Annotated in this window: 12 protein-coding genes; 3 read left to right on the top strand and 9 right to left on the bottom strand. The window is 38.4% G+C overall.

Features of this window, described 5'->3' with window-relative positions:
* Positions 1-73 precede the first annotated feature (73 nt).
* From ACS604_RS05900 to ACS604_RS05875, 6 genes are all read right to left on the bottom strand, one after another.
* The gene (locus tag ACS604_RS05900; RefSeq protein WP_474770734.1) at positions 74-295 is read right to left on the bottom strand and encodes a hypothetical protein; all 222 of its coding nucleotides are present in this window, start codon (positions 293-295) and stop codon (positions 74-76) included.
* 235 nt (positions 296-530) lie between these two features.
* Positions 531-3,170: a bifunctional aconitate hydratase 2/2-methylisocitrate dehydratase gene (locus ACS604_RS05895; RefSeq protein ID WP_004791533.1), complete on the bottom strand. Its 2,640-nt coding sequence runs from the start codon at positions 3,168-3,170 to the stop codon at positions 531-533.
* A gap of 251 nt (positions 3,171-3,421) precedes the next feature.
* Positions 3,422-3,784, bottom strand: a complete 363-nt coding sequence (locus tag ACS604_RS05890; protein WP_111854240.1) for a hypothetical protein — start codon at positions 3,782-3,784, stop codon at positions 3,422-3,424.
* 127 nt (positions 3,785-3,911) lie between these two features.
* On the bottom strand, positions 3,912-5,147 hold the full coding sequence (locus ACS604_RS05885; protein WP_474770730.1) for a lactonase family protein: 1,236 nt from the start codon (positions 5,145-5,147) through the stop codon (positions 3,912-3,914).
* Between the two features lie 319 nt (positions 5,148-5,466).
* Positions 5,467-9,972, bottom strand: coding sequence for a translocation/assembly module TamB domain-containing protein (locus ACS604_RS05880; protein WP_474770729.1), 4,506 nt, complete (start codon positions 9,970-9,972; stop codon positions 5,467-5,469).
* Between the two features lie 26 nt (positions 9,973-9,998).
* Positions 9,999-12,734: an autotransporter assembly complex protein TamA gene (locus ACS604_RS05875; RefSeq protein ID WP_474770726.1), complete on the bottom strand. Its 2,736-nt coding sequence runs from the start codon at positions 12,732-12,734 to the stop codon at positions 9,999-10,001.
* 166 nt (positions 12,735-12,900) lie between these two features.
* On the opposite strand from ACS604_RS05875, the gene ACS604_RS05870 reads away from it, so the two are divergent.
* Both ACS604_RS05870 and coq7 read left to right on the top strand, forming a co-directional pair.
* Complete coding sequence (locus ACS604_RS05870; RefSeq protein WP_081399493.1) at positions 12,901-14,223, top strand: MFS transporter; 1,323 nt, start codon at positions 12,901-12,903, stop codon at positions 14,221-14,223.
* A 3-nt stretch (positions 14,224-14,226) separates the two neighbouring features.
* Entirely contained in the window at positions 14,227-14,862 is a 636-nt protein-coding gene (gene coq7 / locus ACS604_RS05865; RefSeq protein WP_004791519.1) for a 2-polyprenyl-3-methyl-6-methoxy-1,4-benzoquinone monooxygenase, read from the top strand.
* 42 nt (positions 14,863-14,904) lie between these two features.
* Here coq7 and ACS604_RS05860 read toward each other — a convergent pair whose 3' ends face one another.
* Positions 14,905-15,453 carry a DUF2799 domain-containing protein gene (locus ACS604_RS05860; RefSeq protein WP_004791516.1) on the bottom strand — a complete coding sequence of 183 codons (549 nt, stop codon included), beginning with the start codon at positions 15,451-15,453 and terminating at the stop codon, positions 14,905-14,907.
* A gap of 405 nt (positions 15,454-15,858) precedes the next feature.
* On the opposite strand from ACS604_RS05860, the gene ACS604_RS05855 reads away from it, so the two are divergent.
* Complete coding sequence (locus tag ACS604_RS05855) at positions 15,859-17,283, top strand: glutamine synthetase family protein (RefSeq protein WP_474770723.1); 1,425 nt, start codon at positions 15,859-15,861, stop codon at positions 17,281-17,283.
* A gap of 75 nt (positions 17,284-17,358) precedes the next feature.
* On the opposite strand, the gene ACS604_RS05850 is transcribed toward ACS604_RS05855, so the two are convergent.
* Together ACS604_RS05850 and ACS604_RS05845 are read right to left on the bottom strand one after the other, a co-directional pair.
* Complete coding sequence (locus tag ACS604_RS05850) at positions 17,359-18,075, bottom strand: response regulator (RefSeq protein ID WP_353156165.1); 717 nt, start codon at positions 18,073-18,075, stop codon at positions 17,359-17,361.
* Between the two features lie 11 nt (positions 18,076-18,086).
* Positions 18,087-20,741, bottom strand: coding sequence for an ATP-binding protein (locus tag ACS604_RS05845; RefSeq protein ID WP_474770720.1), 2,655 nt, complete (start codon positions 20,739-20,741; stop codon positions 18,087-18,089).

Here is a 20,741-nt window from a genome sequence, read left to right as displayed (position 1 = left end):
TTAGTTTAAAAAAAGCCCCTTGTGATGGGGCTTTTTCATATATTTTTTAAAAAATACTAAATTATATCTGCAATTAATCGGGCTTAATATCATAAACCCAATTCCGTGCTTGTTGGTCTGTTGTAGTTTCGCAGACGTAGTAATCTTGATCCCATGAGTCTGGATGGAAGATTTCCTTTTTGTGGTAGGTTACTTGTTTGTTATTTTCGACACAAACAAAGCTGTCCCCTTGGTCTTTAACAGCAGAACCGTTAAGAAATCCACCAATACATAAGAAGCGGGATTGTTTTGCCATTTAGTTGAATCAACTTTTTAAATCACTCATTTTCAATAATTAAATGATGGATTGATTGAATTGTAAAGCCAAAATTACTGGACCATATTAATTAAAATTATTAGATAGGCATAGCTCAGAACTTACTACAATTTTTTTGATTTAAAACTTGGCATTAAAATTTAGATTAATTAGAAATTATTTCAAAAAAATAAGGGCTGATTAATCAACCCTTATTTTTAGCTAAATTAACAAATTAAGTTAACTGAGCCGCTTGGATTTTCTTAGTATCAACTTGATCAGCTTCTTTAGTATATTCGCTCATCTTGTCGAAGTTTAAGTATTTGTAGATGTCAGCAGAAGCGCTGTCGATTTGCGACGCGTACTGTTGATATTCTTCTGGGCTTGGTAATTTACCAAGAACCGCAGCTACAGATGCAAGCTCAGCAGACGCTAAGTAAACGTTTGCACCTTGACCTAAACGGTTAGGGAAGTTACGAGTAGAAGTCGATACACATGTTGTGTTCGGCGCTACACGTGCTTGGTTACCCATACATAATGAACAGCCTGGCATCTCTGTACGCGCACCAGCACGACCATAGATATTATACAAGCCTTCTTCCATTAATTGGTGCTCGTCCATACGAGTTGGTGGAGCCAACCATAAACGAGTAGACAATGAACCACCAGGTACTTTATCAAGTAACTGACCAGCTGCACGGAAGTGACCAATGTTCGTCATACAAGAACCGATGAATACTTCATCAATTTTGTCGCCTTGAACGTCAGAAAGAAGTTTCGCGTCGTCTGGATCGTTCGGGCAGCAAAGAATTGGTTCTTTGATGTCAGCAAGATCGATTTCGTAAACTTTTAAGTATTCTGCATCAGCATCAGCTTTTAACAAGCTTGGGTTGTCTAACCACTTCTGCATGTTTTCAGCACGGCGCGCCATAGTACGAGCATCGCCATAACCTTCTGCGATCATCCACTTCAACATGGTGATGTTAGAACGTAAGTATTCAGCAACTTTCTCTTCAGAAAGTGTGATTGAACAGCCAGCTGCAGAACGTTCAGCAGAAGCATCAGAAAGTTCGAATGCTTGCTCAACAGTTAAGTCATTTTCCATTTCTGACAAATCGATCTCAAGGATACGACCAGAGAAGATGTTTTTCTTACCTTTCTTCTCTACAGTTAAGTCACCCGCTTGAATTGCGTAGTAAGGAATTGCATGTACAAGGTCACGTAAAGTGATACCAGGTTGCATTTTACCTTTGAACTTAACAAGTACAGACTCTGGCATATCAAGTGGCATAACACCAGTTGCAGCTGCGAACGCAACAAGACCAGAACCCGCTGGGAAAGAAATACCGATTGGGAAACGAGTATGTGAGTCACCACCAGTACCTACTGTATCTGGAAGTAACATACGGTTTAACCAAGAGTGGATAATACCGTCACCTGGACGTAAAGATACACCACCACGGTTCATGATGAAGTCAGGTAATGTATGGTGAGTTGTTACGTCAACTGGTTTTGGATACGCAGCAGTGTGACAGAAAGACTGCATCACTAAGTCAGCTGAGAAGCCCAAACACGCTAAGTCTTTTAACTCATCACGAGTCATTGGACCTGTTGTATCTTGAGAACCAACAGTTGTCATTTTAGGTTCACAGTAAGTACCCGGACGGATACCTTGACCTTCAGCTAAACCACATGCACGACCAACCATTTTCTGAGCTTGCGTGAAGCCTTTGCCAGTGTCAGCAGGTTGTACAGGTGTACGGAACAATGTAGAAGGTGCAAGACCTAATTCTTCACGTGCTTTAGTAGTTAAACCACGACCAATGATCAAGTTAATACGACCACCAGCACGTACTTCGTCTAAAAGTACTGGAGTTTTAAGTTCTGCTTCTGAAATTTGTACGCCATCTTTAAAAGCAGTTACTTTTGCAGCAGCGTGGTCAATTTTCAATACAACTTCGTCGCCCATGTTCATGTTAGCAACGTCGATTTCTACAGGTAATGCACCTGCGTCTTCCATTGTATTAAAGAAAATTGGAGCGATTTTAGAACCTAAGCACACACCACCATCTTTTTTGTTTGGAATGTGTGGAAGTTCGTCACCGAAGAACCAAAGTACAGAGTTAGTTGCAGATTTACGAGAAGAACCTGTACCAACAACGTCACCAACATAAGCAACTTGGTTGCCTTTCGCGATGAGTTCTTTGATTTGGCTTAATGGACCAACTTCACCTGGTTTTTCAGGGTTGATACCATCACGCTCGTTTTTCAACATTGCATTTGCATGTAATGGGATATCTGGACGGCTCCAAGCATCTTGAGCTGGAGACAAGTCATCAGTATTTGTTTCACCAGTTACTTTGAACACAGTGATTTTGATTTCTTCTGGAACATCAGGACGGCTAGTGAACCATTCTGCTTCTGCCCAAGATTGTAAAACAGCTTTAGCCGCAGCGTTACCAGCTTTTGCTTTATCTGCTACGTCATGGAATGCATCAAATACAAGAAGTGTTTTCTTTAATGCTTCAGCAGCTAGGTTTGCAAGTTCAGCATCGTCAAGAAGCTCAACAAGTGGTGCTACGTTGTAACCACCAAGCATTGTGCCAAGTAAGTAAACTGCACGTTCTTTAGAAACGAGTGGTGAAGTTGCTTCGCCTTTTGCAATCGCTGCCAAGAACGCTGCCTTTACGTAAGCTGCTTGGTCAACACCTGCAGGAACACGGTTTTCAAGCAAATCAACCAAGAACGCTTCTTCGCCTGCTGGTGGATTTTTTAATAGTTCAACAAGCTGAGCTGTTTGAGCATCATCAAGTGGCTTCGGTGGGACTCCGAGTGCGGCACGTTCTTCAACGTGTTGGCGGTAAGCTTCTAGCACGGTGTTCATTCCTCTTTTTTTGAAAAATTACTTGCAAATTCCAGCTTTCTTAAAAAGCTTCACAAGTAATATGGACTACAAAAGTTTACTAGAGTTCAAGGTAAAAGTTAATGAAAACGGGGTGTTTCTCCGTGATGCCCATTATTTTGTATCTAAATACCCATGTATAAATAACGAACAAATTAGCCAAATTTGGATTATTTTTGAGCAAAAACACCCCTCAAGAGAGGAAATTCAATAACCTTACACAATTAGAACGATTTATATTTTGGCATTTTGTCATGAGGCGTTATCAAACATTCATCCATCGCTTGCTTTCTAACTTTTTCTTGGAGTGCTTGAGAATCTTTAGTTAGTTCTTCTTTTGGAATTGCATAGACTTTGTCAATAATATTAAGAATGAACTTTTTGGTAATGTCATCTTCAATTTTATTTGCATGCTCAACGGCCTGAGTTTTTTCAATTGCTTGCTGACGGTCAAAAACAATACTTCTAGCCGCATTTCCTACGCTAGTACAAAAGCCATGCCATTGCTCTTCAGGTGTTAATGGTTTCTTTTCTGAACAACCAACAAAGAATAAACTCACTGCAATTAATAAAATCTTTTTCATCATTTCACTACACTAATTATTGCTGCCCATATCATACGGAAAATCATCATTTTTGCAAAAACAGTCAAAAAAACCGAGATGATTTCCCCTCGGTCTTTTTTATATCAAGCATTAGAAATGCTAGTTTGAGTTAATTAAAAAATTTGATATCAGTCGGTGTTGATATTTTTGCTGCATCACCAATGGGTTTTAAGGTGCCTTTGTTGGCATCAAAACGGAACAAGCTAATGTTATTACTATAAACATTGGTTACATACAGATATTTACCCGATGCATCGAATGAGAAAGCACGTGGTTCAATTCCGTTGGCGTTATAAACTACTGGTTTAGCTAGCAATCCATTCTGCTGAATTTTAAATACCAAAAGTTTGTTGTCTGCCCCTCTGTTAGCAGCAATCACATATTTGCCATTTGGACTGAGGATAATTCCACTCGCGCTTTTAAATTCAGGTGTTTTGTCTTCGTGAATTAGTTTTAGCTCAGCCACTTTTTTCAAATGACCATCTTGCACATTAAATGTCACAATTTCGCTTCGCATTTCTGCGGTAACGTACACATGTTTGCCATTTGGTGAAAAGACCATATGACGCGGGCCAGAACCATGCCTAAAAGTCACATCTCGGCTATTGTCTGCTTGAAGTGGTTGAGGTTTATTCGGGTTATAGTGAAAAGTATAGACTTTGTCATTTCCAAGATCGCTCGCATATAGATACTTACCATCTGGACTAAATGTGGTCGAATGTGCATGACCACTGTCCTGCCGACCTTTGACGTGACCAGAACCCTCGCTAAAAACAATATTTTGTACTTTTTCACCTAAATGGCCGTTTGGCAAAATTGGAAAAACAGCTACCCCACCACGACCTTTATCAAAAGCCGAATAGTTCGACACAAATAGGAATTTGCCATCTAAACTGATTGATGCGTGTGTTGGATGTCCACCATGGCTATCCACTGTGTTCAACACATCCACCTTTCCATTTTGAATTGATAACGCAGTCACTGCCCCTTCATTTTCTTCATTAGTGGTATAGACAAAGCGGCCATCTTTCGATTTCACAATCCAAGAAGGGCTTTTCATTTTCAAGGCACTAACAGGAGTTAAGGTTCCATCACTGTTCACTTTAAGCTGGTACAAACCTTCACTGGCTTGTTTTGGTTTTTGCGCAAGTGGTGCGTTAGGGATCGATGTCCATGTTCCTACTAAAGCAATTTGTTGTTGTGCAGCATTTACGGTAGAGCCCCATCCAAATGACAAAAGCGTCATCGACAATGTTGCAGTTAACTTTTGAATTAGCCCACGATATTTAGTATTTGTATCGTTTTCCTTATCATATTTAATTTCAACAGAAGTATCTATTTTCACTGGTATATCCTTGGAAAAAACCACCTTATTTGCACTTATCAACAAGGTATTATCAATTTAGTTTCATTTAATGATTCTGAAAACTAATTTATAAAATAGTAATTTTCAAGTGAGTTTTCTTTAATTAAAAGCCTCTGCAAGCTTTAGTTCTTTTAAGAGAATTGAGGCTCTATATCAATAAATATTCAATTTTTTTAATTCATATAAAAGTGCTTAAAATAAAAGCCCACTAAGAAGTGAGCTTTTATTTCGTTATTACTGGAGATTAATCAAATCATTATAGGTACTAAGATACTTTCTAATGTTTAATTTCCGTCTGCTAGAAGCGCCAGTTATAGAATAAATCGATCGCTCTTTCCAAAGACTGACTTGCTTCTAAGTATAAACGTCGATTCATTTGATAACGTAAAGTCAGCTTGTTCACTGGGGTGAATACGCCAACACCATAACGAATAAATAGATCAGGTGTGATATAGCCCGTTAAGCTCACCTGTGTGTCTTCACCCGTACCTTGTGCATCTAAAGCTAAGCCACTCAAACCAAAAGTACGTCCAATCTGATTCGTTAAAGCACGTGTACCACCTAAGCCCATACTAATCCCTGCGGCAGCAATGGTGTTATTTACATCGGACTTAAATCCTTCTGCATTACTTAAACCACTTGAACCTTCATTAATACGACCCGTAACGAGTGCATTTAATGCTTCTTGCTCAGATAGTCCGGCATCATTGTAAACCTGAATGTTTGGCGATGTTGCAGTACCTGTAACACGTACCCCAACCATACTGCCCTGAACATTTTTATTTGCATCGATATCTAAAGTCGGATTAGCCAATGGACCATTAAAACGCGCAATTGCTCGATTCAAATCTAAACTTTGTCCGTAGGCTTCGATTTTCACTTTTTGACTGACACCAATTGCTCCATTCGCTCGCATTGCAGTCTCGTAGCCACGTTGGCTTAAATTTAAACGACCAACTAATGGAATATTACTGTTGAAGCCTTGGAATATCACTTGGTTTCCAATATTAACAGCAATATCAGCTCGAATATCCCAAGGTTTAGCAGCTCGTAGAATTGCAAGCGGATCTTGGCCTTGTCGAACTATGCGGACATCTGATGAAGTATTAATCACTGGAGCAGTTGTTTCTGGCATTGAAATACGTGCACGAGGAACATCTACCGATCCTTTTAAGCTTAAACGCTTATCGAAAGGATACATATCAAGTGTAAGGTTTGGATTAGCAATTGCAGTAATTAATGGAGCCTGACGTACAAGTAAATTATCACCTTTGAGGTTTAATTGGAGACGCGGCGAATCTTTCCATTCAAAACTACCTTTTAAAAGCCCTACACCTTGACCGCTGTTAAACGCACCATCAATTGTTGCCATGTCCTGACGAATTGATGAGTAAACCTGAACATTCGTTAAATTAACTGGAAGCGAAATCATACTGATTGCGCCATTTTTCAAACGCATTTCACCAGTAAATTGTGGCTGAGTTAATGTACCGTTGACTTTACCAGCTAAGGCTAAGGTTCCACTCAGTTTGCGGACATCTTGAATAAATGGTTTTAATACTTTTAATTGAACATCATTAAAAGCGACTTCACCATGCATTGGCATTGATGGCTGGAATGGATTGATAATGACGTTCGCATAACCCGTACCAATATCAGGTGTTTTCACATCAACACGGAATAACAGTCCTTCAGATACACTTTTTGCAATCACACCCAGCTCATCATAAGCCAGAGTCGTTGCAGGGTCTTGAGGATCTTCAGCAGCTAAACCAATTTCACCTTTACGCGTAATTAAACGTGCATCAAGTTTTGGATGTCCACCATTTACCCACGCTGCCTTGGCATAACCATTTAGCTGCCCAGTCATTGCCAAGCCTTCGGGCATAAATGCCGCGAAGTCACTTAAATCCATGTTTTGAGTTACAAACGAAATATTACCGCGAGCCTTACTTACTCGTACTGGCTGATCAAAACAGAGCTGGCTATTCGCACTTTGCCAACAATGTTGACCTACATATAGCTCAGATCTTGCAGAAGAATAAATCACTGGAGCATTTTGATTTTGTGCCAGACGAATACGTCTTGAATCAAAACTTCCTTTTTGGATTTGACCTAACCAATCATTGTTCTGGTTAAACCCACCTGCCAACTGAACATAGAACTTTGAAATACTATTATTGCCAAGTACTTTCAATAAATGCGCTTTTCTCGTTCCTGTCAAATTCACTTCCGCAGATTGAATTTGTCTATTTCCACTACGCAAATTATCTAATTTTGCGGTTAATTGAGTTGGCGTTGTTTCCGATGTCGGAAGTTCACCCTGAATACTTAATCTCTTCACACTCACTAAAGTATTAAAAGCAAAATCATCTACTGCGATATTTGCTGTTGCTTTTAAACGTGGCTGTGATTGTACATTCAGATCCCCATAAGCTCGACCGCGTAATCCTGGGTATAACTCGTAAAGTGCTGGTGCATTGAGCTTAATTTTTAGATTTTGAGCATTACCTGTCGCCTGTAGCTGATTCTGCCCATAGACTAAAAATAAATTATTTGCTTCAAATTGCTGAGGTAAAAAGCCGTTTTGGTTAGAGTCCATCAATAAAGATAGATTCCCCTTACCTCGAACAGGTTTATTATTTATAAAACCAGCAAGATTCAATTGTTGAATATTAATTCGTTTTAAATGATCTGACCAAACCCCTTGGGTTTTCAGATTACCTGAAAGTTCACCTTTTACAGCTGAGGTAAAATATTGAGGTTTAAAGCGCACCAATGAACTATTAATATCCCATGCAATGCGATCTTTCAAATTTACAGAACCCGTTGCATAGATTTTCCCAGCGACACCATCATGCTGTAACTGGTTAATTCGAATAAAATCTGGTGTACCCGCTATAGAAAACTTCAATAAACCATTTGCCTGTTTTAGGGCTTTTAAAGATCCATCATAATTAACTGCAAAGCCTTTAAAGCCACCACCAGCTTTTACATCATGGAATAATAATGCTGCGGTACTTTTCCCACCCAAACTCACAGTCTCTTGACCGGCTTGAGCCAGTCGACCAGTTAAATCAATTTTCTCAAATTGAATGATTTGCTGATTTGGTTTAGCAAAACCATTTGCTTTAATCGAACCATTTAAAAGATTAACAGGTGCTGCCGCATGAATACTTTGTGGATTAAAATCTTTTGCATTTAATAATGCATTCCAAACCAACTGACGTTTTTCAGTCGGAAGAAACACTTTAGTCTGACCAGTTAAGCTACCTTTTTCAGCAGCAAAACTAAAATTGGGAACATTTAAAACGTTATCTTTAACATTCAGATTGGCTAGATATTGTCCTGCTGGCAATAAAGTTTTTTCATGCTGATATACTTTTGTCGCAACTTTAATATCTTGCTGACCATCACGTAACGTTAAATCGACCTGACCACTATCACTACTTAACCACCCAATATAAGGCATTGCACGATCTATTTTCGTCCAAGCTACATTCATGAGCATTGGTTGAGGTTTATTATTTTTTTCAGGAGCCTGATTAAACTTAAGCTTCCAAGATTCATAACGGTCAAAATCAACGTTAGCAAATAATTCAGTACCTTTTTCTAAAGAACCGGTTGAGGCAACAGCGGCATCTAAACTTGGTGGTAAAAAGTCTTGTACAACCTGAGGAATGGCTTTGTCTTTAGGGTTAATATGGTCTAAACGGCCTTTAATATCCCAAGTAACATGATCTTTCCAGCTGACTAATCCTTTTAGGTTAACAGCACCTTTCATGACTTGGCCATTAAAATCAGTGATATTCAACTGATGAACCAAATCAGTATTCATTAAAGCGTTGTATTGACCTTCAGGTAAATTCTCACCTTTTAAATCTGTATCAACTGCCAAATTAAGTTGTTTAATATCACCTTGAAACTTGATTACACCATTTTTTGCAAATAATTTTTGTTCAACCAATAAAGGTAAGTGATAATTTTTTAGTAATAATTCACCTTGCATTGGAACTTCATCACGAACAGGATGCAATACCACCCAACCCGTTAATAAATCGGGAGTTGTTGTTGCAACCCCAGCTTTTAAAGTATCCAAACTTCCGCGTGCTACGACTTTAATATTTTGAATATTTAAACTTTTTAAAGATGGGATTCTTAAATCTGCTGTAGCATCTAATGGATATTTACCACTGAAATCCATTTTTCCTGTGGCATTGTGGACTGAAAGATAGCCCATATCCATACTGGATTTTTCAAATTCCAGTTTAGTCTCTGACCAAAGTGCATCTTGCAAATGTACATCATGAAAATTTACATCTGAGGTTGCTAGCTTAATTTCTAAATGATCAACATCAGCTTCATCGACACGTAGAACAAATGGCAATTTAATTGGCTTAAATTCGAATGCCTTACCAGACGGCGGAGTTTTATTAATAATACGTAAATTACGCACATCTGCATGGCTTAAATGCACTTCTTTTTCTAATAATAAAGAGCGCCAACCTAAGCCTACGTCAGCTCTGTCTAATGAAACATCAACTTCCGTTAATTGCACCAAAACATTCTTAAGAATAATTCCGCGCAGTAAGTTTCCGCCTTCGTATTCATATTTAATTATTTTCTGAGCTTCTAAAACCCGATCTAATAAAAAACGACTTCCACGATCTGTTGACATCATGATGACTAAGGAAGACGCTAATAATAAAAATATGATCAATATCGTCAGCAGGAAACTACGCAAAATGCGCCGCTTCTTAGGTGAGCGAGGTGCCGAAGTTGGCTGCTGTTCTACATCCGCCATAAAATAAACCTAATAAAATTTTATTTTTAAAGTTGTGGGCCTATAAAGAAATGTAAACGAATCGGATGGTTTTCATCTGAAATACCCGATGCGACATCTAAACGGATTGGTCCGATTGGAGACTTCCAGCGAATTCCAACTCCAACGCTATAAGCTGCTGGATTATTAAAGTCTTTATCATAGGCATTACCAAAGTCTGAGAAAACAGCAGCACGCCAACCATCCTTAAACTGATAGTTATATTCTAAAGAACCTACAGCCAAAGCTTGTCCCCCAATTTTATATCCATCTACTTCTGGGGAAAGACTCTTATAGTCAAAACCACGAATTGTCTGGTCACCACCAGTAAAGAATCGAAGATTGTACGGAACTTTGTCAAAATCGTCGGTAAAAATGTAGCTAAGGTCAGATCTCCCAACGAATTGATGATCATCATTTTCACCAAGAGAATAAATAAATCTCCAACCTGCACTTGCAATAGCCATATTGGCATCGGAAAGCAAGCTCTCGCTACCTAATTCTAGTTTATAGGTTTGTTTAAAAGCTTTCGTTGGGTTTAACCGTGTATTACTCGAAGTTTTAGAGGTTTCATAACTAAATAATAATGCTTCTTGCTCAGATGCAGCTGTTTTAAACGCATCTGGTAACTCAGAAATATCAACATCCCCTTGTTGAGTTAAACGGTCTAAACGATAGCGAACACCAATAGTATGTTGCCAGTTCCCTAGTGGACGTTTGATTACCCGTTCACCACCTACAACAGCAGATTCGGTTAACAGACTTACATCTGGACCAATATCATCACGAGTTTCACGCTCATATCCACCCACGATGTTAAAATAGTCATTTAACGGATGCTTATAGGGAATACTATATCGGCCATCAATAGATTGACGAATTTGTGAGACTTCTAAGTTGGCATCAAAAGAATGACCGTATTTATTGACAATAGAGCGGCGATACTGACTACGTAAACGTGCACCGGTATCGGTCCCATAACCAATACCCGTTTCTAAACTATTTAGCTTATCTGCATTTAAAGTCACAATGACTGGAATTCTTTTCGTTTCACGGGCTTGAGCTTGTAAACGATCTTGTTCAGCTTCTTTGTCATCCTGCTGACTTGGAGCACTTTGCAACATTGCTGTTTGAGGTTCTCCCTCTTTTACTTTTTGTGTTCCAGCAAACTGTTTTTCATCTACTACATTTTGTGTAACTTCTTTATTATTAGATGTGGCTAATTGACGTGCTTTGGCAAGTTGTCTTTCTTCAGGTGAAAGTAAATTAGATTCGTCCACATCGATATTTTGCTCATCGACTAAAGCTTGCAAATCTGGTGGTAGTTCAAGTGGCTTTTCAATTGGATCGGGTTTGATGCTATCAACTAAGGTGTAGTTAAAATAACGAGAGTTGGTTAGGTTATTTGCCAAAGTATTTACACGCCAAAATGCATAGTCATCACCCTCTTTCCAAGGGGCCATACTTTCTAAAATATTTTGGTTCAAAGGTAAGGGTTTCGATGGATCGCTCATGCGAAACTCAACCTTATCTAATTTATAGCGCTCACCTGTTTCGTAGCGCAAATTGATATCAGCCTTGTTTTCTGGCTGACTCACTTTCACATCGTGCAGTCGCCAATAAGCATCAAAATAACCGTTATCAGTGGCTGCGTTAACAATTCTGGTTTTAGTGGTTTCATATAAACCATGGTTAAAGATATCCCCAACATCCTGATCAGGAATTAAGCGAATAACCTGAAACTGAGGGCGTTTTTCACCAGCACCAGTAAATTCGATATTTTGCTCATTAATTCGCACTGGTTCATTGGGGGTAACCTTAACGCGAACCCGGCTCGGACTTAATTTTTCAAATTTAAACTCAGCATTATAATAACCCACTGCTTGAGCAGCCTGATTACTTAATGTTCTGAGCTGAGGTAAAGCCGCATTAAAATCTTCGAATGATTCTTGGGTGAAGGTTGATAATTTCCCTTTAATATTTTTAGCCAGTGCATCTGAAGCACCGTCCACATCTGCACTAATACGCGGCACTTGTTCCATCGGAATTGCACGTGGTGGGCGGACTTTATTTAAAATACGTTTAAAGAAACCAGCTTGCTCAGGTGGCTGCTCAGCCTCTGGAGTTAACTCAGGTAAAGTTTTTCCCGTTTCATTTGCTTCGACTACAATCTGACTATCAGATTTAATCTCTTGCATAAGCTGATCAATATTTACAGGCGCTTGATTAATCTGATTTAACTCAGACTGAGTTGCATCACTGACTGTAACTTCGGGTAGCTTCTGAGTACCATTTTGGAAGTTTTGCGCCTCACTTTTAGCTTCTTCAGCGACTTTATAAATCTCGTTTGCCATGTTTTGATCAACAGGCATTTCCGGTAAATCATCAAGATTATCAAGCGTAATTGGCTTAAATTCGTCAATTTGATTTGGAAATTGTTCTTGTTGTTGCAATATAGCCAAGCTATCTTGTTGTTGCTGCGCTTGAGTCACAAGTGTAGCAATATCTGTTATAGGAGCAGTTGTTTGCTGATTCATTGGAACTAATTGTTCAGTCGACGCATCAGGCACCGTTTGATTTAAAGTTGAAGTGTTACTCTCAACTGAGGTTTGAGCAAAACTTGGCGTTACACAAACACTTAACAACAAGCTGCTACAAATAAGTTTAGGAATCCCCTGCATTTTTAAAATTAAATGCATAGAATGAGAGAGAGTTGACTGTTTAAACTTAATTTTAGAAGGCATAGAAAACTCTAGACTTATTTTTTAATAAAACGCACCAAGGTAAGTGTAAAACTCACTCAAAACCATTGATTTTTCATTTAATCAAGCGTTAAAAATATCATACATGGTTTTCGATGCAAATTAACACTCGGTCACATTTTTTTATAAAACACAATGAAGTTTGCACATGATGAAACAAGATGAGCACCTGATGACCTCACGTCGGTTTGTACCGATGTTTTTTACCCAGTTTTTTGGCGCATTAAATGATAACGTTTTTAAGCAAGCTTTATTATTGGTGATTACTTATGGATGGATTCAGCAACAATCTGCTCCTGTAAGCACACTTAATAATTTGGCAGCCCTCTTATTTATTTTGCCGTATTTCTTTTTTTCGGCAACTGCTGGGCAAATTGCAGATAAATATGAGCGTTCTCAACTCGTCCGTGGCATTAAAATTTTAGAAATCATCATTATGCTCATCGGTACTGCTGGTTTCATGTTGGGTCACTTATGGCTACTTCTTTTCGCTTTATTTTTAATGGGTACACATTCGACATTCTTCGGTCCCATTAAATACGCAATTTTGCCTGAAATTTTAAAACCACAAGAATTAATGTCTGGTAATGCTCTGTTTCAGTCGGGCACATCAATGGCAATTTTATTCGGGATGATTTTAGGTGGTGCTGTAATTGCATCATCACATGGGAACTTATTGTGGATTAGTCTTACTGTTGTAATTATTGCTTGCATTGGCTATTTATGTAGTCGCTTCATCTTGCCACAGAAAGTTGCCGCGCCTGACTTAGATATTGATTGGAATTTCATTCGTACCAGTTTCCAAACGATCAAGTATGCCAAAAGCTTACCGTTAGTATTTACTATTTTGCTAGGCAACTCATGGTACTGGTTTTATGGAGCGACTTATTTAACGCAAATTCCACAGCTTACTCAACAAAATCTGCATGCATCAGAAAATGTGGTCAGCCTTTTGCTTACTTTCTTTTCAGTCGGTATTGGAGTCGGGTCTCTTCTTTGTCGTAAAATTGGTGGCTCAGAAATTAATATTAAAATGGTACCAATTGGTGCGATTGGTCTTACCCTTTTTGCGCTTTACCTTGCTGCCAGTTTAGCTTTTGTACCCGAAAGAACTGGCGCATTACTTACATTAAAAGATATTTTTACCCAAGGTTGGGTTTACTATCACGTCATGATTGCGGTGACTTTACTGGGTATTAGTGGCGGTTTTTATATTGTTCCTTTATATGCCATGATGCAGGCTTATTCACCACGTTCACATCGCGCTCGTGTTGTAGCAGCAAACAACATTTTAAATGCCGTTTTTATGGTTTCATCTGCAATTTTTTCAATCTTAATCTTAAGTGTTTTAAAAATTGATATTAAAATACTCTTTATTATTACAGCTGTACTTAGTGCAATCTTTAGTATTTGGCTTCTAGCACGTCTAAAACCAATGCTTGCCACAGCACATCTTTCTTTGGAGGACTAATTTATGCGCCACTATACTGGAATTGATCAGCTCATTAACTCTTTTGATCAAGCATTACGTAGTCTTGTTCCGGGTGCAACCGCAGCACAGCGCCAAAATCCAGCCGAATCGGTTGAAGCAAAACTAGGTGTAGAAGATGCTCGTCATGTTGCAGGCTTAATGCGTGTTAACCATAGTGGTGAAGTATGCGCACAAGCTCTTTATCATGGACAAGCATTAACGGCGAAATTGCCAAATGTACGCAAAGAAATGCAACAAGCAGCAATTGAAGAACAAGATCATTTAGCGTGGTGTGAAGTTCGTTTAAAAGAGCTAAATAGTCATACCAGTTTATTAAACCCAATTTGGTATGGGCTTTCGTATGGCATGGGCGCACTTGCTGGTATTGCGGGTGACAAATATAGCTTAGGTTTTGTGGCCGAAACTGAACGTCAAGTCAGCCTTCATTTACAAGATCATTTAAACCAGCTACCTGCTCAAGATGATCGTTCTCGTAAAATTTTAGAGCAAATGAATGAAGATGAATTACATCATCGCCATACAGCGCTTGAGGCAGGTGGTGTTGAATTGCCATATGCAGTAAAAATTACGATGACTGCTATTTCAAAGCTAATGACAAAAACTAGTTATTATCTTTAAAAAAAAAGATTGATCCAAATCGGATCAATCCTTTTTAAAATATTATTTTAAGCCGTGATCGTATTTAAAACGCTCGATATCTCGAATTGAGTTCCAATAGTTTCGATTAATACGGTCACGATCATTTTGTAGTTCTCTTAAAAGCTTACGATAACGTTCACGCTCTTCTGGCTTTAATTTTTCGTTATAAGCACTGTCAGAATATTGCTTAAACTTTTCGTCATAACGATCATATTCATTTTTTGCATTATAGTAATCGGAAGCTGCCTGATAATACGGTCTTAAACGATTACGCTGCTCGACTGGGCACACATTGATATTGCCACTACCTTCTAAAGCACTATAAAAAATATTTGTTGGCTGACAATAATACCCTAGACCTTCTTTATACCCACGTTCATATGACTTTTGATCTGGAACAATATTGGCTTTTCCACATGCTTTGTAATATTGATCTAAACGTGGCGACGAACCTTTTGAACCATCTTTCTCACCCACTAATGACCAATTCGCAGTCTTACATTCTTCTACGCTCATTGCAGCACAACCTGAAAGGCTGATTGCTAGAATGGCTAAACCGATATTTTTCATATTAAGAGAACTCAAAAATAAATTAAAAAAACGCAAAAATAAAATTCCTGTAAACACCCTAAAAGGTCCTGCTCTATTCAAGACTTCAAAAATAAGTGATTCACTGGATAAGTCTTAAGTTTAAATCAGTTTGACTATCTCACCAAATTGAAAGGTCATAATTCTTAATATTATTTAATTAAAAAAATCAAATTCGCAGAAATTTGCTCACTCTTAAACGACCTTTATACACTAATTTTACTTAAAACAATTACCTCAAAAATTAATTACAAGTTTATGATTATTAAAATAAAAGACTAAAACCAATCATAAATTACTCTTTAATCATTTTACTCTTTTTTTACGCGATTAACTTCCAAGGCTAAGGTAGGATTTTAGCTAAATAACCACCAAGGTTTTTTTATAATGAGTACGCATATTTACCCAAGTTTAAACTTACAAAATCCTTACTTTAAGGCATTTAAAATATCAGATGATTTTATTCCACCGATACAAGCAGGTATTTTCCAACCAGATCTTTTTTTGAAAGAAGTTGATGAATACTTAAATTTATATCCAAATACCCAACACATTGATATTTGTCTGCACGACTTAAACGGACATATTCGTGGGAAACGGATTGATGTTAAAAGTTTAAATAATCTCTCTAATGGATGCTATTTTCCACTTTCTGTTTACGCCATGAGCCTTGATGGAAAAGTGATTGAAGAAACAGGTTTAGGAAAATATATTGGTGAACCAGACAGACTTTGCCTGCCCATTTTAGGCAGCTTGCAACCCAACGCATTATCCCCTGAATTGAATGCTCAGCTTTACCTATCCATGCAAGAAGAAGATGGCTCAGATTGTCATTATGAACCACGCAATATATTAAAAAAATTATTAAATCAGTTACATGCTACCAATTACTTTCCTGTTATGGCGGCCGAACTAGAGTTTTACCTTTTCTCACCTAAGCATCAGTCTAAAACCCGCATAGAAAACCAATGTTTCGATATAGATGCACCGAATAACTATCAGCAAGTCCTAGATGAAGTTGAGAAAGCAGCCCTACTTCAATCTATTGAAATTACCGCTATTGTTGCGGAGTCATCACCTGGACAATATGAATTAAACCTCCAACACAGCCATGATATTTTAAAGCTCTGCGATCAAATTAATGCTTTAAAAAGAATTGTAAAGCAAGTCGCAAGAAAGCATGACTTAACTGCTTGTTTCATGGCAAAGCCCAACTTAGCAAAAGCTGGTAGTGGCATGCATTTTCATATGAGCATGCTTAATCAATACCATGAAAATATATTTAGTGCAGAAGAAGAAAAAGATGAGCTTTCCGTCAAATTACTAAACGCGATTAGTGGACTCATTGAGTTAATGCCTGCATCTATGGCGATTTTAGCGCCTAATATTAATTCTTATAGACGTTTTAAAATTGGTCATCATGTGCCATTAGAAGCCAACTGGGATACCAATAATCGTAATGTCGCAATTCGCATTCCATGCTCAGATCTAAAAAATCAACGTTTAGAGTATCGGGTTGCTGGAGCTGACTGTAACCCCTATCTGGTGACAGCGACTATTTTAGCTGGCGTGTCTTATGGCTTATCTCATAAGTTACCACTGCCAAAACCTGCACATCTTTTAAAATTTCAAGATGAGCATATTTTATTAGCCAACAACCAACCAGAAGCCTTAAAAATATTTAAAGGAAGTCTTATTTTAAAAGGATATTTAGGGGCCGACTTTGTAGAGCATTGGTACACAGTGAAACAAGCTGAATATCAAAACATTTACAGCCAAATGACTGAAGCAGAACAACATTGGGATATTTAAATAAAAAAAGCTAAAAGATAAAAACCACTTTGCAATCCCTTAGGGAGAAATACCCTAAGGTTTTTTTATATCTCATTAATGATTCTTCTGTTGAGCTAAAAAACGTAATCCAACACCAGGTTCAGTAGCAATATAGCGTGGTTGAATCGCGTTATCCCCCAACTTACTACGTAACTTCCCCACCAAAATACGTAAATAGTGAGTATCTTCCTGATGGGTTGGCCCCCATAGTTCTTTTAAGAGCTGTGGCTGTGTTAAAAGCTGTCCTTGATAGCGCATTAATAACGTCAAAAGTTGAAACTCTTTTCGAGTTAAGGTAATTGCCTGTTGCTCAACCCAAACCAAACGTTGCGTGACATCGACTTTAAGATAACCATCGTCATAAATATGTGCTTCTTGTTGGATTGGTTGATTTCTTAAGATGACGCGAATGCGCGCCAAAAGCTCTTGCACACTAAAAGGCTTGGTCATGTAGTCATTTGCACCAGCATCTAGCAAAGCAACTTTTTCGTATTCATCAGCGCGTACAGATAACACAATAACGGGAACATTCGACCAACTACGTAATTCTTGAAGGACTTCTTTACCATCTAAATCGGGTAAGCCTAGGTCAAGAATAACTAAGTCGGCACCTTGGGTCGCCAAAGTTTCTAAGCCTTTGTAACCCGTTTCGCAGAGCGTGGTTTTGTATTTTTGTGTTCTTAAGGCGATGTCTAAAAATTTACGGATTTGAGGCTCATCATCAATAATCACAATACGTGTTTCTACAGGTGATGTTTCTGAAGTTATCATGACTTTACAACTTATTCTTTTACTGGATGAATGGGTAATCTGATTTGAATTAAAGTACCTTTATTTTGACGCCCTGAAAATGCTTCTATTGTACCCATATGAGCACCAATAATCGCTTTTACGATTGTTAAGCCTAAACCTGTACCAAACTTTCCACGGTCTCCGCGCTCCATGGTGTAAAACATATCAAAAATGCGGTTTCTTTCGTCTTCAGGAATTCCTGCACCTCTATCTTCAATTTCTATTTTTACTTCATTCTCTGATGAAAGATGAGCACGAATCATGACTGGTTCATCTGGAGGTGAAAAGTTTGCTGCATTTTCAAGTACATTAAAAATAGCTTGTTCTACCAAAGCTGGGTGAACATACAAACTTATGGTTTGCTCAGGTAATTCAACCGACACTTGCGTATCTGGTTTATAGCGCTTTAAACGGCGGGTTGCAGAACCAATTAATTCATCCGCACCAATCCAGTCTCTTTTTAAAGATAGACCTTCATGCCCCAAACGTGTCATATCAAGTAGGTTTTGAATATAACGGTCTAAGCGTTCGCCTTCTAAATGAATGGTTTCGAGTAAATCCTGTTGGTCTTGTTCTGACATATCCGCTTTAAAATGGGCAAGTGTGTCTGCTGCACCAATAATAGAAGCAAGCGGTGAGCGTAAATCATGCGATACCGAAGATAATAAAGCAGAACGTAATCGCTCTGTTTCACTGGTGACTTTTGCTTGTTCTAGCTCATTGACCAATTGGGTTCGAAGTGCTGCCTGTGCAATATATTCAATTACACTTTCCGTCAGTTTCTTTTGCTCAAAATTTAGAGAAGCCACATCATCCTTAAAATAAATTCCCACTATACCTAGGCTATTTTTTTGTTCTAAAAGAGGTAAAAACCACCAGTTTGACTGACTCAGAGTATCGGTAAAACGCCCACATGGCTGCTTGTGTTTCAAACACCATTCTGCGGCTACTTTTTCTTTATCATTTAGCTCAATATCAGATGAAATTACCTTATCTCGAATAGAAATCCACACTTTAGTTTGTAGTTGTGTTTCTAAAGTCATACGTCCTGTTTGCATGACTTCTTCAAGGTTTACTGCACTAGAAAGCTTACGTGCCAAGTCTTGCATTACCGTAGTGTAGGCATTCGCAGCTTTTAAGGATAAAACTTGCTGGCGTAACTGAGAAGCCAAACGCCCGGCAATTAAAGCTGCTGCAAAAAAAGCCACAACGGTGACTACCCCTTGGTGTGCTGAAATCTGAAAGGTATAACGTGGTGCAATAAAGAAAAAATTATAGGCCAAGAAACATATTAAGGCTGCCACTACGGCAGCTAACATTCGAGTCTTAGTTGCAACAATTAAAACAGAAATAATAAAAATGACAGAGAAGTCTTCAATACCAAATAGAACTTCGGCGAAGTGAGCTAGAAAAATGCTACCGCACGTCACAGCTAAAACAAAAATGCTTTCTTTTAATGATAAAAATGAAGGTTTTTCGAGCTGATTAATCTTTTTAGTACCCTGTTCTGGGTGCAAAATGGTTAAAGCAATCGAGTTTTCTTGATTTAATAATTGCTGAGCTAAATTTTTCTTAAATAACTTTAACCACCATGGTGAAATACTTTTACCAATGACTAGATTCGAAATTCCTCGGTCAACGGCGGCATCCATTAACACTGACGCAACTCGATGCCCATATAAAACCTCGGTTCGACCACCGAGTTGTCGAGCCAACTCAAAGGCGCGGTCAATCTCAATGTATTCTTTTTTATAAGAACTAACTGAACTCTGCCCAAAGTCCAAATTTTTAGCGACATTCACTACAGTCCACGCAGCCCCATAACGTTCTGCTAAACGACAACCTGCCCGTACTAAATATTCAGAAGAATCTTGTCCGTCTATCGCAATCATCAATTCATTTTGTAAAGATATAGATTTCAAACCCTTTGAGGCATAACTCTCTTTTAAGTCTGAATCGACATGCTCAGCAACGCATTGCATTGCGAGTTCACGTAATGCTGTTAAATTTGAAATGCTAAAAAAGCCTTGTAATGCCAGATTTGCTTGCTCTGGCACATAGACTTTTCCTTGATGGAGCCTTTCAATGAGTTCACTGACGGGTAAATCAATTAAGCGAATGTCTCGAATACGATCAAATACCCGATCTGGTACCGTTTCATTTACTCGAACGCCCGTAATCTGGTACACCACATCATTTAAGCTTTCTAAATGCTGAATATTAATAGTCGTAAATACATCTATACCTGCGTCTAGCAATTCATTGACATCTTGCCACCGTCGCTCATGACGACTATTTGGGACGTTACGATGAGCCAACTCATCAACCAACACAATTTCTGGATGCCTCAGCAAAATAGCATCTAGGTCCATTTCTTCTAATGTATGCCCCTGATATTGCATTTCCTTTCTAGCAATTTCAGGTAAGCCTTCCAAAATTTTTAGAGTTTCTATTCGTCCATGAGTTTCAACAATGCCTACAACAACATCTGTACCCTGTTGAAATAACTCTTTGGCGCGGGCAAGCATGGCATAGGTTTTTCCAACACCCGGTGCCGCACCTAAAAAGACCGTTAGTCGACCGGCTTGATATCTATTCACATGATTTAATAAGGCCTCAGCCTGATTTTCGCGATTGCTTTGCAC

It is taken from the genome of Acinetobacter sp. Li1LvA2 (assembly GCF_056156705.1).
The sequence above is the reverse complement of the archived record's forward strand: the minus strand, read 5'-3'. Positions and strand labels throughout refer to the sequence as shown.